Annotated in this window: 19 protein-coding genes; 13 read left to right on the forward strand and 6 right to left on the reverse strand. The window is 41.4% G+C overall.

What is annotated here, in order from left to right:
- Positions 1–873 carry a putative RNA methyltransferase gene (locus JI665_RS22670; protein ID WP_206844453.1) on the reverse strand — a complete coding sequence of 291 codons (873 nt, stop codon included), beginning with the start codon at positions 871–873 and terminating at the stop codon, positions 1–3.
- Between the two features lie 334 nt (positions 874–1,207).
- A complete protein-coding gene (locus JI665_RS29280) occupies positions 1,208–1,252 on the reverse strand; it encodes an erythromycin resistance leader peptide (protein ID WP_142301762.1) in 45 nt (14 codons plus the stop codon).
- Positions 1,253–1,383: 131 nt separating this feature from the next.
- Between JI665_RS29280 and JI665_RS22680 the strand changes: the two genes are divergently transcribed.
- A complete protein-coding gene (locus JI665_RS22680) occupies positions 1,384–1,887 on the forward strand; it encodes a hypothetical protein (RefSeq protein ID WP_206844456.1) in 504 nt (167 codons plus the stop codon).
- Positions 1,888–1,955: 68 nt separating this feature from the next.
- Positions 1,956–2,801, forward strand: a complete 846-nt coding sequence (locus JI665_RS22685) for a GNAT family N-acetyltransferase (RefSeq protein WP_206844459.1) — start codon at positions 1,956–1,958, stop codon at positions 2,799–2,801.
- 252 nt (positions 2,802–3,053) lie between these two features.
- On the opposite strand, the gene JI665_RS22690 is transcribed toward JI665_RS22685, so the two are convergent.
- Positions 3,054–3,923: an EamA family transporter gene (locus tag JI665_RS22690; RefSeq protein ID WP_206844462.1), complete on the reverse strand. Its 870-nt coding sequence runs from the start codon at positions 3,921–3,923 to the stop codon at positions 3,054–3,056.
- Positions 3,924–4,080: 157 nt separating this feature from the next.
- Here JI665_RS22690 and JI665_RS22695 point away from each other — a divergent pair, with 157 nt between their 5' ends.
- On the forward strand, positions 4,081–4,311 hold the full coding sequence (locus JI665_RS22695) for a hypothetical protein (protein WP_206844465.1): 231 nt from the start codon (positions 4,081–4,083) through the stop codon (positions 4,309–4,311).
- A 67-nt stretch (positions 4,312–4,378) separates the two neighbouring features.
- On the opposite strand, the gene JI665_RS22700 is transcribed toward JI665_RS22695, so the two are convergent.
- On the reverse strand, positions 4,379–4,750 hold the full coding sequence (locus JI665_RS22700) for a VOC family protein (protein ID WP_206844466.1): 372 nt from the start codon (positions 4,748–4,750) through the stop codon (positions 4,379–4,381).
- Positions 4,751–4,863: 113 nt separating this feature from the next.
- Entirely contained in the window at positions 4,864–5,157 is a 294-nt protein-coding gene (locus tag JI665_RS22705; RefSeq protein WP_206844468.1) for a phospholipase, read from the reverse strand.
- Positions 5,158–5,351: 194 nt separating this feature from the next.
- Here JI665_RS22705 and JI665_RS22710 point away from each other — a divergent pair, with 194 nt between their 5' ends.
- Positions 5,352–5,612, forward strand: coding sequence for a hypothetical protein (locus tag JI665_RS22710; protein ID WP_206844570.1), 261 nt, complete (start codon positions 5,352–5,354; stop codon positions 5,610–5,612).
- 449 nt (positions 5,613–6,061) lie between these two features.
- Complete coding sequence (locus JI665_RS22715; protein ID WP_206844469.1) at positions 6,062–7,177, forward strand: cysteine desulfurase family protein; 1,116 nt, start codon at positions 6,062–6,064, stop codon at positions 7,175–7,177.
- A gap of 17 nt (positions 7,178–7,194) precedes the next feature.
- Here the strand turns inward: JI665_RS22715 and JI665_RS22720 are convergent, their stop codons facing one another.
- Positions 7,195–7,737 carry a hypothetical protein gene (locus tag JI665_RS22720; RefSeq protein WP_312886286.1) on the reverse strand — a complete coding sequence of 181 codons (543 nt, stop codon included), beginning with the start codon at positions 7,735–7,737 and terminating at the stop codon, positions 7,195–7,197.
- A gap of 142 nt (positions 7,738–7,879) precedes the next feature.
- Here JI665_RS22720 and JI665_RS22725 point away from each other — a divergent pair, with 142 nt between their 5' ends.
- From JI665_RS22725 to JI665_RS22760, 8 genes are all read left to right on the forward strand, one after another.
- On the forward strand, positions 7,880–8,887 hold the full coding sequence (locus tag JI665_RS22725; protein ID WP_206844471.1) for a DUF3231 family protein: 1,008 nt from the start codon (positions 7,880–7,882) through the stop codon (positions 8,885–8,887).
- Between the two features lie 410 nt (positions 8,888–9,297).
- Positions 9,298–9,951, forward strand: coding sequence for a DsbA family oxidoreductase (locus JI665_RS22730; RefSeq protein WP_206844573.1), 654 nt, complete (start codon positions 9,298–9,300; stop codon positions 9,949–9,951).
- Positions 9,952–10,105: 154 nt separating this feature from the next.
- A complete protein-coding gene (locus JI665_RS22735; RefSeq protein ID WP_206844473.1) occupies positions 10,106–11,005 on the forward strand; it encodes a cupin domain-containing protein in 900 nt (299 codons plus the stop codon).
- A 148-nt stretch (positions 11,006–11,153) separates the two neighbouring features.
- Positions 11,154–12,287 carry an endospore germination permease gene (locus JI665_RS22740; protein WP_206844475.1) on the forward strand — a complete coding sequence of 378 codons (1,134 nt, stop codon included), beginning with the start codon at positions 11,154–11,156 and terminating at the stop codon, positions 12,285–12,287.
- Entirely contained in the window at positions 12,247–13,707 is a 1,461-nt protein-coding gene (locus JI665_RS22745) for a spore germination protein (RefSeq protein ID WP_206844477.1), read from the forward strand. Before JI665_RS22740 ends, JI665_RS22745 begins: the two co-directional genes overlap by 41 nt.
- Complete coding sequence (locus tag JI665_RS22750; RefSeq protein ID WP_206844479.1) at positions 13,707–14,849, forward strand: Ger(x)C family spore germination protein; 1,143 nt, start codon at positions 13,707–13,709, stop codon at positions 14,847–14,849. The genes JI665_RS22745 and JI665_RS22750 overlap by 1 nt, the downstream gene beginning before the upstream one ends.
- A 131-nt stretch (positions 14,850–14,980) precedes the next feature.
- The gene (locus tag JI665_RS22755) at positions 14,981–16,894 is read left to right on the forward strand and encodes a PTS mannitol transporter subunit IICBA (protein ID WP_206844482.1); all 1,914 of its coding nucleotides are present in this window, start codon (positions 14,981–14,983) and stop codon (positions 16,892–16,894) included.
- 88 nt (positions 16,895–16,982) lie between these two features.
- A complete protein-coding gene (locus JI665_RS22760) occupies positions 16,983–19,073 on the forward strand; it encodes a BglG family transcription antiterminator (protein ID WP_206844485.1) in 2,091 nt (696 codons plus the stop codon).
- Positions 19,074–19,078: the final 5 nt, after the last annotated feature.

Below are 19,078 nucleotides of genomic sequence, written 5' to 3' on the forward strand. Positions count from 1 at the left end.
TTATAACCTCATTTCTTTTTGGTTTAATCCGATTAAAATATCGGCGTCGATGGTGATTTGGCTTCTCCTGGTGATAAATGCATCCAAAGCTTTCTCATTTGAATCCCAGGCAAGCGGAGACATCTGCACTAAATGTGTCCGTTCGCTTTTATCCAACTCTCTTGCATCCGTCACAGTGATTTTGTCAGTAAGAGTAAAATGCTTTTTAAAAAGAGAAAGGGTTTCATCATTCTTGTAAAGACTTTTCTCTTTGCTTCCATGAATGGCATCCCGCAGCTCTTTTAAATGGGCAGCTCGCGGAACCACCTTAATGATGAGCCCATCTGGAGCCAAGATCCTTTTAAACTCCTCGTAATTAGAAGGAGAAAAGATATTTAAAATCATGTTCATAGAGTGATCTGCCAGAGGAGATTTTGCCAGATCCCCGACAAGCCAAATTGAATGTTTATAACTTTTTGCAGCCTGAGCAATACCGGCTTTGGATAAATCCAGGCCAATGCCTGTCACTGTTCCGTTTCTGGAATTGCCCAAAATTTTATCCAAATGGGATCCTTCACCGCATCCTGCATCAAGGATAAAGGCAGGGGTGTCAGAATTGGCGGAATAGGTGTCAATTACGGCTGATATCTTCTCATGAAGTCGTTTAAAAAGGTCACTCTCCATAATGATTTTCTTCCTGGCTTCAAATAAGGCTTTATTGTAACGGCTCTTCGGTGAATGGCTGAGCATGTTCACATAGCCATGGTGTGAAATATCAAAGGTATGCCTGTTTGGGCAAATCAGGCTTTTCGATTGAACAACCTGCAGTGATTTCTCACAGAGCGGGCATCTAAGTGCATTTCCGAAATTTTTATATTTTGCATGATTCTCCATTTTTCTTCTTCCTTTCAATAAAAAAATCACAGGCATCTGCCTGTGATTCAGAGTAAAGGGAAGAGGACCCATCCTTATTCGGTTAGGGGCTGATCAGGAGCCGTCAGCAAATAAACCTTCCTTTTGCTTGTCTATGGAAAGACGTATAGACATAAAAAAAAGAAAGGCAGAAAAATCCGCCTTTCCATTCATATCAAAAATTGCCACAGATAACTGGCAATTTAAGAAATAACACCAAAATGGGCTATTTCAATATGAACTGAAGATTATTAAAAAAGGACAGACTAATCCCGTTTACTCTGTTAACACAAACAGAGCCTTTGAACGTATTAAATTACTGGTTCAAAGTTGGGAATCGAAGTCTCATCGCGTGTGTCATTTTTTAATAATCCTCCTAAAATAATTAGATACATTGGTCATTATAAATTCATCTATTAAAAAAGTCAAAGGTTCCTCCGAATTTTAAAAAGAAGGAAGGGGAAAATTACTCTTTGAAATGGAGGAAATCTGATGAATAAATTCTTGATTTTAACGGTATTTTTTGCATTTTTTGCACTTCAAATAAATGCAGCGCATGCAGCTTCTCTTTCCTATCCCTGCAGCATTGTGCTGGAGCCTGTAAAAGATATCCCGAATATCCAGGGGACAGCTCTTATAACTAAAGTGAAGAAACCATATTCAGATATGCCGGGGAGTCCTGTCAGAGAACGGACAGCTATTGGAGTCTACGCTGACTGGATGCCCTTGCCTTCAGCATTTGGCGATTATGATCAATATGAAGGGTTTGCACAAATACCTGGTGTGATCAGCTGGAGATTTAAAATGTATCCTGTTAAAGAAGATCAGCCAAGCTGGTTTGGCGGCTTCCCATTGGCCGGAAAGTTTGACGAAATATCCGCAGAACTTTCTGCTGATGCAATCGTGCAATTGCGCCTTTCCAATTCCCGTTCCGGTAATCTGGGACCGGCAGTTTTACAAAATACATTAAAGGGATGCGGAAAGCAGGAAGGATAATGCATTAGCAATCCTTAATTATAATGAGGGAGTATATTTTATCAGAAGGGATATAGAGTGAGAAACCAATGATATTAGAGTTAAGAGAACTAAATGAGAAAGATATCCCCGGACTGATTGATCTGTCGGCTTCAGTTGGCTGGGATTATGACGAACATGAGGTTGAAACCCTGTTGAGGTCCGGCAGAGTTTTCGGACATAAAAATGCTGAGGACAGGATTGTTTCCAGTGCAGCTATCATTCGTTATGATACTAATTTGGCCTCTATCGGCATGGTTATTGTTCATGAGGATTATCGAGGACTTGGGCTGGGAAAGGAAGCTGCTCAAACGTGTGCATCCAGTGTACCCGCCGATATTGCTGTCATGTTAATTGCGACAAAGGAAGGAAAGCCTTTGTATGAAAAAATGGGCTTTATCACTGTGGATTTTATTCACAAATTTATTTGTGATGAGTTTGCTTCCGATAAGTCTGCAGATGGAATTTCTATTGAAGCCTTTATCCAGGCAGATTTTCCGAAAATCCTCGAAATAGATGCTGCTGCCTTTGGCGATAAGCGAAGCGTTTTTCTCCGCAATCGAATCAGCCAGTCCAAACAATGTCTTGTTGCTAAAAATAATAATGGAGAAATCATTGGATATGGATTATCCATACAGGGGCTAGTCAATTTAATACTCGGACCCATTGCAGCAGCTGATTCAGAAACCGCTGCTTTAATCGCAGGAAAATTGGCTTTACATCATAAAGGGAAGCTGCGAATTGATGTTCCAGAGGGAAGAACGGATTTTATGTCTTTTTTGGAGCGAAGCGGTTTTGTTAAAGCAAATACTCCACCAGTCATGATGAAAAATTCAGCGGCTATGCCGCAGAGGAACCATTCCTTATATGCAATTGCTTCGCAGGCTTTTGGATAGGGGAATGTTGATATGGGCTATACGCAAATAAATAGTTTTATCCGCAAGTAAAATAGGGCTATGTGCAAATAAAATATTTTATCCGAAAGTAAATTTGGTCTATCCGCACGTAAATTTCACTTGCACGTCAATACTGCTTATATAGCTCTGAAAAACGGCTGCGGGAAGTCCAATCTCCATGCAAAATCATAAAAAAACGGCTTAATCTCAGGATTAAAGCCGTTTTTTTATGTGTTTAACTCTAATTTTCGCCTAGATTATCAGCAGAGCCGTTCCGATCGTAATCAAAATGGCACCTCCAATTGTGTTCATTGCCGGTTTCTCTTTTAAAATAATAAAGCTTAAAATCATTGTCAGCACCACACTGAATTTATCGATGGGGTTGACGACACTAACCTTTCCGATGGAAAGAGCGCCGAAATAGCACAGCCAGGATAATCCGGTTGCAGCTCCCGAGAGGAAAAGAAATAAATAAGACTTTTTCGAAATGCTTTTAAGCTCCTTAAAGGTCCCCTGAAAAAACACAATTCCCCAGGCGAAAAGAATGATAACCACAGTCCTGATGAAAGTAGCCACATTGGAGTCGACGTCTTCAATTCCTATTTTCGCTAAAATATTGGTGGCTGCCGCAAATACAGCTGAAAGGACTGCGAGAAAAATATACGATTTTGTATTGAATACTTTCTTCTTGCGGCTCTTTTTCCGGTCTTTGCCGATTAAAACAAAGGTTCCAATGGAGATAATGACTCCCCCTGAAACGACCAAAGCTGTGGCGGGCTCCCTGAGAATAATAAATGATAGCAGGATGGTTAAGACGACGCTCGACTTATCAATGGGAACTACTTTTGATACATCGCCGATCTGAATGGCTTTAAAGAAGCAAATCCAGGATAAGCCTGTTGTCAGGCCAGAAAGAACGAGAAATATGTACGATTTTACAGAAATAGTCAAGATGCTTTCCGTTTCCCCTGTAATGACAACCATAAGATAGGCCATGATGACCACCACAATCGTCCTGACTGCAGTAGCCAGGTTGGAATCAACTTTTTCAATGCCAATTTTTGCGAGAATGGCTGTGAAGGATGCAAAAACGGCGGCCAGCAGAGCTAAAATAATGCTCATAGACATGATCTCCATTTCTTCAATGGGATGATTATATACATTTTATTTTGCTGAAGTGCATATAGAATATTCTCTGATTTAATTATTATTATTTATAAAATTCTGTTTTCTTGTTGAGTATTCTATATTATAGTTTGGTTAAGCAAGGAGGCAGGAAATGGATCCTATTGATAAAAGAAATCGCTTGGATGAAGAACCATTTAGTTTTCGGGTAAATAAGAATAGCACAGTATTTCTTGATTATAATGGAAAACAAGTGAAAATTCTCAAAGGAATAGAGGCAGAGAAGTTTCTAAAAAAAATGAATGATGCGGAAGATGAAAAGAGCAGGCAATTAATCATGGCGAAGATAACGGGGAATTTTAAACGGGGAAATGAACGGTTGTAATGGCTTTGAGCTGAAGCAGCAGTGCCAATTGGTACTGCTGTTTCAGCTTTATTATGTAAGTGGAATTCTATCTGTGCTGGTCGAAAAGAATAGCGTTGCCATCCGGATCTTCGAGGGTGAAACTTGCAGGGCCGGAGCCTGACTCATTCGCTTCATTTATGATATGAATCCCTTGTTCCTTCAGCTGCTTTTGAAGCTCCCGAATGTCAGTAAATCCCTCTAAATTTTCTGCGTTTTGGTTCCATCCAGGGTTAAAAGTAAGGATGTTTTTCTCGAACATGCCCTGGAATAGGCCTATCACACAGTTATCATTCTTTAGGATCAGCCAATTTTGCTCAATATTCCCGCTGAGTGCTTCAAACCCTAGTTTTTCGTAAAATTCCTTTGACTTCTTAATATCTTTAACGCTTAGACTTACTGAAAATGCTCCCAGTTTCATAGATCCTCCAAGGTATTAGTTTTTATATAATTCAGACAACACACTTTGAGTTTAATCGAAGCCATTTTATAAAGCAATAGAGTTGTCCTAAAAAAAGCGGCTGGCGCCGCTTTTTAATACAGTCTTCTTCTCCGAAACCGGCTGCAGGTAAAATCGGTTTGGAGTTTCATATAAATATAAATGATCGTCGCAATTGTTCCTTCTTCGCCGTGCCTGTTTGTCTTAGGCTTAAGGCATCTGAGGAATTCCTGGTCACAGCTGCATTTTGATCTCCCGCTTCCCCAGCATTTGTCATGTGCCTTGCAGCAGTCATCCACGCCATTGATAGGGGCATCTGGTCCGCTGCATCCGGGACCGCACCATCTGTAGCCGGGGAAAAGGCAAGGAATCTGTTTTCTTCTTGTCAATAGTATCCCTCTTTTAATTTCAATTTAATTATAGATATGGCATAACCCTAGTTGTGGTGTGGTTACATATCTACTAAATGAAGATTGTTTTCGGATAAAGGGCAGGGGCCCATACCCCATAGGCAACTGACGCATATCCTTTACTGTAGACAAATATAGAGGAGGAGTTCCGTTTGGATTATCAATATCAGCACATGCCAGTGGCACAGGAGTATGTCCCGCACAATGGCGTGTATTTCACTGACCATCGAGTCCGGCCTGGATTTGGAATCGGAAGGCCCGGATTTGGTTTTGGGCGTCCGGGATTCGGGTTCGGAGGACCTGGTTTTGGACTTGGACTTGGATTTTTAGGGGGGCTAGCGACCGGAGCATTGCTTACACCCGGCCCGGGATTTGGATATCCATACTACCCTTACCCGCCATACCCGTATCCGCCATATCCTTACTATTATTAAAGGGGTAGAGCTTTGTCCTTGGGCAGGGCTCTTTTTTTAATTGATTTAATTTTGATGTGTAATAATGAGTGTAAGAGCATGATTAAACAGGATATCCTGAGGAATGTCAGTTCAAGGGAGGATGCAAGTTTGTATCAAGTATATTTCGATGTAGAGGTAAAAGAAGAGGTGCCTGAAGCAGTATTTTTAGATTACAACTTACGGAAAAAGTGTACAAAAAATCGTCAGGACCACTAATCTGAACAGTTTCTCAAGCATTCCGCCAGCTCCTTTCGATTGTGCATAGTTTTATTCTAAGTGTTCTTTATTAATAGAATATAATTGGCCTGTAAATTTTTTGTTAAATGAAGTTTGAGGGGGAACTGATATCCCTTTTTCTATGAGCTGAAGCAGCTCTATTCCTCTATTTTATTGAATTTGATATTCTTAAAGAAAAGGGGGAGAAGGGAATGAACAAAGTCTATCTCGATTACAATGCAAGCACACCTTTGGCACCAGAGGTTATAGATGCCATGAGTCCATTGCTGACGGACTTTTACGGAAATCCTTCCGCATTGCATTGGGCTGGGCAGCCAGTAAAAGAGAAGCTGAAGATTGCAAGGAAACAGGCAGCTGGCTTGTTGTCATGTTCGCCGGAAGAGGTTATTTTTACAAGCGGCGGAAGTGAAGCGAATAATTTGGCTATAAAGGGCTATTATTATAAACATCTGGAAAAAGGCAAACACATCATTACGTCAAAAATAGAGCATCCTGCCATCGTGGAGCCCCTGAAATTTCTGGAGCGCCTGGGTGCAGAAATTACCATGGTGGATGTAGATGCATATGGGATGGTTTCTCCCGAGGCAATTGAAGATGCGATTCGGGAAGAGACAATCCTGATCACCATCATGCATTCAAACAATGAAGTGGGGACCCTTCAGCCGATTGAAGAAATAGGGGAAATCGCCAGAAGACACAGGATCGCTTTTCATACCGATGCGTCTCAATCTGTGGGCAAGGTACCTGTTGATGTTAATCTCCTGAATGTGGATATGCTCACGATAGCGGGTCATAAACTGTATGCTCCTAAAGGAATTGGCGCCTTATATATCAGAAAGGGCATAAAGCTTGAGCCGCTCATTCATGGGGCCGGACACGAGTTTGGAGTGCGTGCAGGAACAGAGAACACACTGCTTGCAGCCGGGCTTGGCAAAGCCTGTGAGTTAGCTCAGGAGCACGCAAGGGACCGGAAGCTTGCTGACTTAACGAATTATTTCTGGGTTCAATTGAAGGAGGCATTTGGTGATGAGGTAGTCCTTAACGGCCATGAAGAAAAACGGCTGCCGAATACCCTGAATGTCAGTTTTGTCAATCGGGTTGGCCAGGATATTTTAGCCGCCATCCCACAGCTTGCTGCCTCTACAGGATCTGCCTGCCATTCAGGCAAAGTTGAATTGTCCCCTGTTTTGAGGGAAATGAAGGTTCCTGAACATGTGGGAATGGGTGCTGTCAGATTCAGTCTTGGAAGATATACGGCAAAAGAGGACCTCGATCAGGCAGTTTCCTGGCTGAAAGAAATATTATAAGAGATCTGGGCAGCCGTTTATTCCACTGGATAGACATCGGCAATCTGCAGAATTTCATCCGAAAAAATGCAATACATATCCTTATCACCGGTTTCAATGCCCATTTTCTGTACGGCAATACCATCGTAGCCTTGCTTCGCAAGACTTTTGCGAAACGCTGCATTGGCTTCATCTTTATTCAGTAAGATCGCCTTATCTTTCCAGGTAAGGTGTCTTTTTTTTACGCTTGCATAGTCACAATAGGGATCCCGTTCATTCATGAAATGTTCAAAGGAATCGTAGTCCTTTAAAATGGGTTCATCTATATACACTTTATAAACAAATCCGCGGACTGGCTTGTCATACTGAATTACTTTGGGTACTCCATCTTCCCAAAGCTCAGTTTCTGATGTTTCGATGACTGTTTCTGTCCCGACAGCAAATGGCTTAGCAGACTCTATGTCAGATGAAAACCATATGCCAAGCGTATCGAACTCTTTCATTGTTTTTTGAATGGCCTGCTCTTTGTGAAAGTGGTCAAATTTTCTTGTGGAACCGTGATATACGATCAATAGAGACACCTCCCATTGATAGGATGCCCCATATTTGGGTCTGTTATTAATGGTGAAATGATCCAGCATGAAACCCTGTTTTTAATAAAAAGTTTCTTTTTTATTTCAGGACTTTGGAAATAATAAAATAAAAAAGGGGGACGTGCAGCCAATGAGTAATAATCAGAACTCGGAATTAACTGCAGCTGAAATAGCGCAATTATGGTCTGCTTATTTGAACAGCAGCATGTGTAATTGTATTTTCACATACTTTTTAAATACTGTTGAAGATAAGGAACTGCAGTCCATGCTCTGGGATAGCATTCAATTAACAGAAACACATTTACAGAAGCTTACTGGTTTTTTTGAAAACGAAGGGTTATCCGTGCCATATGGATTTAAAGCCGAAGAGGATGTAAAGGCAAAAGATTCAAAGCTGTTCTCAGAAAATTTTTCCCTTCATTTCCTCTATAATATTGCCATGTTTGCAGTCAGCTTTTATGCGCTGGCCAAAACACTTTCTGTCCGGTCTGATATCGTTAATTACTTTAATAATTGTTTAATGGAAGTTAATGAATACGAAACAAAGCTTAAAAATATGCTGCTCCAAAAAGGCTTGTATATGAAATCTCCCCATGTCATCCCAGTAAAAGAAACCAGCTTTGTAGAAAGCAAAAAATTTATGGGTGGATTGTTTGGTGATAAAAGACCGCCGAATGTTATTGAAATTAGTAATATATATATGAATTTGAAAAAGAATGCCATGGGAAAAACGATTATGGTGGGATTTAGCCAGGTTGCCCAATCGAAGGAAGTTGGCCAATTCATGGTAAGGGGCAGGGACATAGCGGCCAAACATACAAAAGTCTTTGCTGGAATGCTCGAAGAAAGTTATTTGCCAGTTAGCATGAGTTGGGATATGGAAGTAACAGATTCCACTGATCCACCTTTTTCAGATAAATTAATGATGTTTATGACCACATCCCTTATTGCCTTAAGTGCAGGGATTTATGCAACAAGTGCTGCTTCAAGTGCGCGAAAAGATATTGCGATTAATTTCATTCGTTTATCTGCTGAAATTGCTAATTTTGCTGAAGATGGTGCAAACATTCTCATAAAAAATGGCTGGTTCGAGGAGCCGCCGCATCCGGCAGACCATGATGAACTGGCAAATATATAATTGCTGATGGCTGGGGAAGGGACGTATACCTTTTTCCAGCTTTTTTTCGACTATATAAGGTAGTTAATCGTGATCAATAACGACGAAAAAGGCTGAGTGCCGTAAGAAATGGTCGTTAATCTTGATCAATAACGACGAAAAAAGCTGAGTGCCGTAAGAAATGGTCGTTAATCAAGCTGATTAACGACCAAATAAAAGAATCCCATAAGAAATGGCAGTTAATCACAATCAATAGCGACCAAAATGACAATGCCCATCCTTATACGGGTGTTAATCCCAAATCAGCACTCTTAAGCACTTTCCGTGTAAAATAAAATGCCGCCTACTATACTAAAGAAGAATATACAGTATTGGAGGAATGGAAAATGCATATTGAAATGTGGACTGACTTCGCTTGACCGTTTTGCTATATTGGCAAAAGGCATCTGGAGGATGCCATTAAACAGATTAATCATCCGATTGAAGTGACTTATCGCTGCTTTGAGCTGGACCCGACAGCTGAACGGGATATAAAGGATAACATGTATGAAAAGTTATCCAAAAAATATGGGATGACGATTGAACAGGCGAAAGCCAACACGAAAAACATGGTGCAGATGGCAAGAAACGCCGGGCTGGAATTCAACATTGATACCGTCGTTCTCACAAACACGTTTGATGCTCACCGTCTGACGATGTTTGCCAAAACGAAAGGGCTAATGAAAGAAATGACTGAACGGCTGCTGCGTGCTTATTTTACAGATTCAAGGCATATAGGGGATCATGCCGCTTTAGCAGAATTAGCCGAAGAAGTTGGCCTGAACCGTGAAGGGGCTGAAAAAATGCTTGCCGGCAATGAGTTTGCAGATGCAGTCCGTGCAGATGAGCAATTGGCCCAGCAATACCGCATCACAGGGGTTCCATTTTTCCTTATCAATAAAAAGTATGCCCTTAGCGGAGCACAGCCAACTGAGATGTTTGTTCAAGCTTTGCAGAAGATTATTGCAGAGGATGAGATTACTGTTTTAAATGATCATGACGGTATGATCTGTGATGATGATGGCTGTGAAATTCCTAAGAAATAATACGATTAAAAAAGAGCCAGTCTTACAGTCCTATAAACAGGACAAGACTGGTTCTTTTTAATTAGTCCATAAGCCCAACATGAAAAATCCAACGTACCTTCTTTTTTTATAGGCATATGATGTGTTGATAAATCTGTGAAGGGAATGACATGTATTGTATCATCCTAATGCGTATTCCTATCCATATTACCCTTTAGTAAATGCACCTGTATTTCATACTGACGACATGTTAAGAAGCAATCAGGATCATTTTCAGCAGCTTTGTGAAACGGTCCTTGAAGGAGTCAAAAGGGAAGCTTCGGTACTTGAGCTATACACGCAGCTTGCAGAACAAGCCCCTAATGAAGAGCATAAGCAAAATATTATTCAGGCTATCGAAGGGAAAAAAGTCCATTTAACCCATTTCTGCAATCTTTATTACAATTTAACAGGAAAACAGCCGGAGTATCAGATTGGCGATGTATCCATTGAGCATTACCGTGATGGTTTGCATAGGGCTTATCAATTGGAAATGGAGGGTTTCCAGGAGTATCAGCGGGGGTCCGCACTTTCACAGCTTCCGCAGGTTCAAAATGTGTTCATTTGGGCTATGACAGGGGAACAGGAAAATGCAGCGCGCCTTGTTACACTAAATGACCGGATTACCGATTATGGGCCTCAGCCATTTGTCGTTGATATAGAGGAAGCGACAAAGCAAAATAACACATTTCGGACATCAATATGGACAGGACAGCATTTGCAGCTGACATTGATGAGCATAAAAGCAGGTGAGGATATTGGTCTGGAAATTCATCCTGAACTTGATCAATTCTTAAGAATTGAAGAGGGAGAAGGGATAGTGCAGATGGGGAACAGCAAGGATCGGTTAGATTTTCAGCGGAAAGTTGCGGACGATTTTGCCATTATCATCCCTGCAGGAAAATATCATAATGTCATCAATACAGGCAGCAAACCCCTCAAGCTATACTCCATTTACGCACCGCCACAGCATCCATTTGGAACGGTGCATCAAACGAAGGCAGATGCCATGGCTGCTGAGGAAGAGCATCAGTAAGGAAATTAAATGAAAAGGGATGAATCAAAAGCGCTCATGCGACATTCGCTTTCATTTCATCCCTCTTTGATTTTGGATTAGAATCTCATTACATAAATTGCTCTTGTCTGGTAAGCATACTTAATAAAACTAATAGCTGGAGAACGTTATGCAAAATTTAGTTAAAGTCCTAATACCCAGACAACTGTTTTTATTGCTCATCCTGTCTACAGGCTTGCTGAACCATGTTATTTTGATTCCGAATTTATTGACCGCTGCCGGAAGAGACAGCTGGCTGAGTGTGGTTGCCGCTTATCCAATCTCGCTCTTTTTCATGTGGCTTATTTACTACATACTTAAAAACTCATCAGATGAAGGTTTCTTTTTCATGCTGAGACAGCGTCTTGGCAGGACGTTTTCCGTACTTTTATCGGTTCCCGTTATTGTTTTTTTAATTACTAGCTCCTATATAACGTTCAGAGACTTAATGATTTGGTTAAATGCGTTTTTCCTGGCAGATGCCTCTGTAATAATGATTAACATCATTTTAATTATTGTTTGTTCCATCATGACTATGGCCGGTGTGAAATATATGGCTATATCAAGCGGTGTACTGCTGCCGTTAGTGATGCTTTTCGGAGTATTTATTTCCATTACAAACACCAGATTGAAGGACCCCGGCCTGTTGTTTCCCCTATTTGCAGGGGGTTTAGAACCTTTCATGAGCGGAATTGTTTATACTCTTTCGGGGCTGCTTGAGATTTATATCATCCTCTTACTGCAGCCATACTCACAAAAACCCTTTAAATTCAAGCATTTAGTTTTCCTTTTGACGCTTCTGACAGGATTAACTTTGGGGCCGCTTACAGCCTCGATCATGGAATTTGGTCCTGTAGAAGCGACGAAATTTCTTTACCCTGCCCATGAGCAATGGAGGGTTTTAAGCATTGGAGAGTACATCTCTCATCTGGACTTTCTCGCCTTATATCAGTGGCTGAGCGGAGCATTAATCAGAATTGGCTTATTTATGTATTTAGTAGGTGCATTTTTTCAAGTCAAAAAGAAACATTATCGACTGAATCCCAAATTGGTCCTTACTTTATATATGATTTTGTTTGGATTGATGTGCATTAAGATCGAAACCCACACTTTTTATCAATTTATCTATAAGTATTATCTTCCAGTCAGTATGTTGTTTTTTCTGTCCTATATCCTTTTATCTGCCCTGATTGTATTAGTTTTGAAGAAAAGGGATGAGAAACATGGCAAGAACAAGAATTCTAAAGTCCAATCCTCAACCTAAAGAGAATGGCTGCACAAAGGCTGAAGAGTTAAAACAGCAATTAAGCAAAAGCGGCGATTTTGTGAGCAAAGCTCATGTTACAGAGAAAGATCAGTTTGACATATTATATTTTGATACGTTGGTGGATACTCAATATTTGGATCAATATATCCTGCCGATGATTGCAGCCGAGAAGGAGGGCCTGGCAAAAGATAAGCTCAGGACTTTATTTCAAGCTGACCTGGTAACTGATAAGTCAATTGATGACTTGTCTCAAATGCTTTTTGAGGGGAATTTTCTGTTCCTGGCTGATAAAGACCTATTAAGTATTAGGGCAGCAAACCTTCCAAAAAGACAGCCTGAAGAATCTGCGCTGGAGACATCCATTAGAGGTCCAAAGGATGGATTTGTAGAAGATCTGCAGACCAATATATCTTTAATACGCAGAAGGCTTAATACCAGCACTTTATGTGTTGAAAAATATACATTTGGAAAACGAAGCAAAACGAAAGTGGCCCTAATGTATATTGAAGACATTATTGATAAGCGTGTTCTCGAAGAGATTCACAAAAGGCTGGGGAATGTTGAGCTTGATGTCTTGACGAGCATCCATGAACTTGACTCCCTAATCAGGGATCGCCCCTATTCGATTTTCCCCAGTCTTGATTATACCGGCCGTCCGGATTTTATCGTTCAGGCACTGAATCAGGGGAGGTTCGCCATATTGGTGGATGGGAATCCAACCGTCACATATGCCCCAGTCAGTTTATTATTGCAGACTAAATCGCCTGAAGATTTTTACATGAATTATGCGTTTGTGAGTATGGAAAGATTTATCAGAATGATTGGGATAACGGTATCAGGTTTCCTGCCAGGGGTATGGATCGCTTTTTCCGCATTTAATATTGAACAAATACCTTACTTGCTCGTTGCAACTATTTCGGTATCCCGATTTGGGCTGCCTTTGAGTGCCCCAATTGAGATGTTCATCATTCTCCTATTGTTTGAGCTTTTTAATGAAGCAGGAATCAGGCTGCCGAGAGCCATTGGGCAAACAGTGGCCGTACTGGGAGGTTTGATTGTCGGGGATGCAGCTATAAGAGCAGGCTTAACCTCTCCAACGATGCTGGTTGTTGCAGCGATTACTTATATTTCATCTTTTACCCTTGTGAGTCAGTCCCTTAGTTCTGCCATAACCATTATTAGATTCTTCGTCATCATTATGAGTACTTTTTTAGGCTTGTTTGGGGTCATCTTATGCTATATAATCACCGTTTTATACTTTTCGACGCTCTCATCCTTTGGAGTTCCTTACCTCTCAGCTGTAGCTCCAATCAGCTGGAGAGAAAGCATAAAGGCATTTCTGATGCTGCCTGTACAATTTTATAAATCCCGCTCCACTTCCACCAGCCCTGACGATCCCACGAGGAGGGAGAAGTAATGGCCAGAAGCGTGATTTTGATGGTTGCGTCATGCTGTTTTTTGCTCTCAGGCTGTTCCGGCATCAAAAATATACAGGATTTAACCTATATTGTTTCAATCGGTATGGATTATGATGAAGAAAAAGAGGAATATACAGTATATCTCCAGGGTTTAAATTTTTTAAATGTCGCCAAGCAGGAAGGCGGAAAATCTGCAGAGCCTGTCCCAATTTTTGTGGCTTCTGCAAAAGGAGAAACATTAAATTTAGCTGTACGAAAGCTGTATAAAGTATCTGAACCTCCCTTATATTTTGGCCATGTAAAGACTCTTGTTATCACAAACCGGATTGTTCAGCACAAATTTCAGGAAGTGGTGGAGGAGATTGGAAAGAACCGTTCTATTCGCCCTACGCTTCATGTCGTAACAACAGAAGAAGGGATTGAGGAGGTTTTAAATACTAATGCCTTGTTTAATTATCCAGCCGTATACACCGTTCTATTTAAAAAAGATGCTTATGAGGTTGCGCAAAATGAAATTAGGCCGGTAGCATTAATGAATTTTCTGCGGGAATATTATGAGCCAATGAATGCAGCGAAACTGCCCTCCGTTAAAATTGATAAAACAAGCTGGAAGGCAGACAAGGATTATCCTGTATTATATTTTGATGGCTATTCCGTTTTTCAAAACAGAAAATATATGAAGGAACTAGCTTTTGAGGACTCCTTATTTCTTAATTGGCTGATGGAAAAATATATTGCTGTAGATGAAAGAGTCGATGTAGAGGGGAAATTGGCTGCAGCAGTAAAGCTCGAAAGCCCGAGGCTGAAAATCAAATATGATGAAGATTCCTCCAGCCCCAAATTTTCTATTGATTTATCCATTCGCGCTGATGTCCTGGAAAAAGTACAGGACATTTCCATGAACCGATTAACCAGTCTGGTTGAAGAGGAAATAAAAGCAAAACTAAGAACACTATATTTGGATGGAGTGGAAAATAAGATTGATTATCTGAATGCCGGCGAGAAATGGTTTCGGATGCATCCTGAGAAATTTGCAGAATTAGAAAAAACAGGCAATTTCTATTTGGAGAAAGACTCTCTTACTGATATCAAGGTAAAGGTTCAGGTTTTTAATTTCAACAGCTATAAATATAATCAATGAGGCTGGGAAAGGAGAAACACTAGTTTTGTCATCCGTTGCGCGACAAAGTTAGGTTTCTCCTTTGTTGAGTATAGCCCATTTGTCCATTACCATTAATAATAAAGTACTATATTTCGAAAGGATGAGTGTACATGGCTCAATCTAATCTAAAAGTAGCTGTACAGAAGTTCGGTAATTTTCTGAGCTCAATGGTTATGCCGAACATCTCTGCTTTTATAGCATGGGGTCTTATTACAGCTTTATTTATACCTACTGGCTTCTTCCCAAATGAAAGCCTTGCCAAAATGGTAGGTCCAATGGTGACATACTTGCTTCCATTATTAATTGGTTATACCGGAGGTAAGCTTGTACATGATCAGCGCGGTGCTGTTGTGGGTGCCATTGCAACAATGGGGGTCATCGCTGGTGCTGAGGTGCCGATGTTCCTTGGCGCCATGGTTATAGGTCCTTTAGGCGGTTATGTGATTAAGAAATTTGACCAGATGATCGAAGGAAAGGTCCGTGCTGGCTTTGAAATGCTTGTGAACAACTTCTCAGCTGGAATTCTTGGTGCAATTATTGCCATCCTTGCATTCCTGGGAGTGGGCCCTGCGGTTGATGTATTCACGGGCTGGCTTGTAGCTGGAGTTGACTGGCTGATTGGCACAGGACTTCTGCCGCTGACAAGCATCTTAATTGAACCGGCAAAAGTTTTATTCTTGAACAATGCCATCAACCATGGTGTTCTTTCGCCAATTGGCGTTGAACAGGTAAAAGAAACAGGACAATCCATCCTGTTCCTGCTTGAAGCAAACCCTGGACCTGGTATCGGTGTCTTGCTTGCTTACATGTTCTTTGGAAAAGGCAATGCCAAGAAATCTGCTCCAGGTGCCGGAATCATTCACTTCTTCGGCGGGATTCATGAAATTTATTTCCCTTACATCTTAATGCGTCCTATGCTCATTATTGCTGTCATCCTTGGCGGAATGAGCGGTGTGTTCACACTGGTTCTTTTAGGCGGCGGATTATTCGCTCCTTCATCACCGGGCAGCATCATCGCCATCACGGCTGTAACGCCTCATCATGCAAGTGCGTATATTGCGAACTTCGCAGGTGTGCTTGTGGCTGCTGCTGTGTCATTCATCGTGTCTGCCTTTATTATGAAGACGGGCAAGCAGGGTGAAGAGGATATTGAAGAAGCTGCGAAAAAGATGCAGGAAATGAAAGGCAAGAAAAGTTCTGTTTCCAATGTGTTTGAAGGCGGTCAGGCTGCAATGCCCGATAATGTTTCCAAAATCTATTTTGCCTGTGATGCAGGTATGGGCTCAAGTGCCATGGGTGCATCACTTCTCCGAAAAAAGGTGAAGGAAGCAGGCATGGACATTGCTGTTACGAATACAGCGATTTCCAATCTTCCATCAGATGCAGAAATCGTCATTACACAGGAAGAACTGACACCAAGGGCACGCCAAAAAGTGCCGAATGCATTCCATGTATCGGTTGATAACTTCCTATCAAGTCCGGAGTATGACAAGCTGATCAGCGCCCTCCAGTTCCCGGCTAACTCGGAACTGCATGAAATCGTTGAAGATGCTGAAGAAAATGTTCCTGACACCGTGGACGAAGAAATGGCTCACGATGACGATTTATTGCGTCCGGAAAATATTTTCCTGAACAAAGAATTTGCTGATAAGGATGAAGCAATCCGCTTCGCAGGAAGAGTGCTTGTCGATGCAGGCTATGTGGAAGAAAGCTATATTGAAGCGATGATTGAACGTGATAATATCACGTCCACTTATATGGGAAATGATGTAGCGATCCCGCATGGAACCGAAGAAGCCAAAAAAGCTGTGATCAAATCCGGCTTTACTGTTATCCAGGTGCCAAATGGAGTAGATTTCGATGGCCAAAAGGTCCGTCTGATCTTCGGAATAGCAGGCAAAGACGGCACACACCTTGAAATCCTATCAGGAATCGCGGTAACATGTTCTGACATGGATAATATCGAAAAATTGGCTGAGGCTGAATCGGCACAGACCATTATGGATATTATCGGCAAGAAATAAAAATAAAGATATTTCCGAATAGAAAAGCGTTATTATGCGCTTTTCTATTCAGTGTTTTTGTCACTAATTTTAGAAATGAGCTGATCTCATGTATATTACATCGAGGGAAAAAGCCATTATTGAATCTATTATAAAAACATCTGGTAAACACACGGCATTGTCGATTGCATCTTCGTTGAATGTCAGTGCGAGGACAATACAGAGGGATTTAAAGGCAGTAGAGAAAATCGTTAGTGAGTTCGATTTGAAGTTAACACGCAATGTAAATCAGGGCCTTGCTATTGAAGGGAAAAATGAGCAGATTTTCCGGCTGATACAGCATTTGACCAGCAGTGAACCGGTCGACCAGACTCCTCAGGAAAAGAAACTCCGCCTTCTTATAGCCATTCTAGAAGAAGATTTATACAAAACTCAGGTTCTGGCAAGCTACCTCGGCATCAGCACGGCAACCCTGTCAGCTTATCTGGATGAACTTGCCCAATGGCTATCCGTTTTCCAGGTGCAGCTTACCAGAAAACGGGGAGTCGGGGTAGAGCTTCACGGAGCAGAAGCAAACAAACGAAGAGCGCTCGCCCATTTTTTCCTCCAATATTTTCATGAAGAATTAATTGAGAAACTATTCTTGCTTGAAAAAAGGAAGCTGGGTGAAGAAAGGGTCCTTCATTACTTTGAACCGGACTATCTTTTCCACGTGAACAGTATTGTTCAGACTGTTTTTTCTGGTGCACCTGCCCGGTTTGCTGACAGCGGATATCTGGAGGTTGTGCTGCATGTATGCATTTCTCTGCAGCGGACTCTAAAAAAGCGTTTTGTGGATCAAAGTGATACCCTTCCTGAAAAGGAAGTTATAGCGGAATACGGTTTGATTCAGCAGGTAACAAGCAAGCTGGAACGAAAATTTGACTGCATTTTTTCAGAAGGGGATGTCCTTTACCTCGCACGAATACTTAAAGGGACCAAATTGAGCGGAGCCGAGGCTTTTCCATATGACAGCCTTGTGCTCGCCCAAATGATCAAAAACGTGATTAAATCTGTTTCGGAACAGCTGCATGTGGATTTGACCAAGGATTTTTCCTTATTCCAGGGACTGCTGGCCCATATGGAGCCATCCATATTCCGAATGAAACAGAATATGGAATCTTATAACCCGCTAAAAGAAGAAATTATGCGAAAATATCCGGTTCTGTTCATGGCTGTAAAAAAAAGCCTTGAAGAGGAATTTACAGACATTGATCAATTTTCCGATGACGAGATCGCGTTCATCGTCCTTCATTTTGGCTCAGCCCTGGTCATGCAGGAAGAGAATCTTTCCATTAAGGCGCTTGTCATTTGTCCGACGGGCATCGGCACATCCAAGATGCTAAAAAGCAGGCTGAAAAAAGAAGCAGCTGAGATTGATGTAATCGAAATCAAGTCGATGAAGGAAATATCAGAGGGTGCTGATTTGAAGGAATATGATTTAATTCTTTCTACAGTCAGACTTCCTTTTATAAATGCTGAGTACATATTGGTGAATCCGCTCTTAAGCGATGAAAATATACTCACCATAAAAAACTATTTGAAGAACAATATTGGAAGCCTGACCAAAGGAAAAGAATATCAGCCGGAGGATGGGATCAAACAGGCTGAACAGAGAAACCTTACTTTATCCGCAATGCTTGAGGAAGTAAGAGATATCCAGGAGAGCATCGAGTCTCTTATTCATAACTTTCGTTTTTACCGGATGGATGGAGGAGAAAGCCAGGAGCAGATTCTTGAGAGAATGCTTGGGATTGCCGAACGGGATCATTTGCTGGCGAATGCTGAAGATGTCCTGCAATCCTTAAGGGAGCGGGAACAAAAAGGCGGGCTTGGCATACCTGAAACCAATATGGCTCTCTTTCATGCCCGCAGTAAAAACGTCCATGAGCTTATTTTTCAGATTGCCCATCTTCCCGAGCCATGCATGGTGAAGGGGATGGACGGGAAAGATGTTCTTCTGAAAAACCTGCTGCTCATGCTGGCACCACTCGAGCTGAGCAGAAGTGAGCAGGAGATTTTAAGTTTAATCAGCACAAATATTATTGAGACAGAGGAAGCAATTCTAATTTTTTCTTCAGCTAATGAAGACATGATTTACAAGAAGCTGGAATTGATTTTTACGGAATATCTGCAGTCTCATTTTAAAATAAATCAGTAAAGGAA

The sequence above is a fragment of the Bacillus sp. NTK034 genome (genome assembly GCF_017303275.1).
Taxonomy (GTDB): domain Bacteria; phylum Bacillota; class Bacilli; order Bacillales; family Cytobacillaceae; genus Cytobacillus.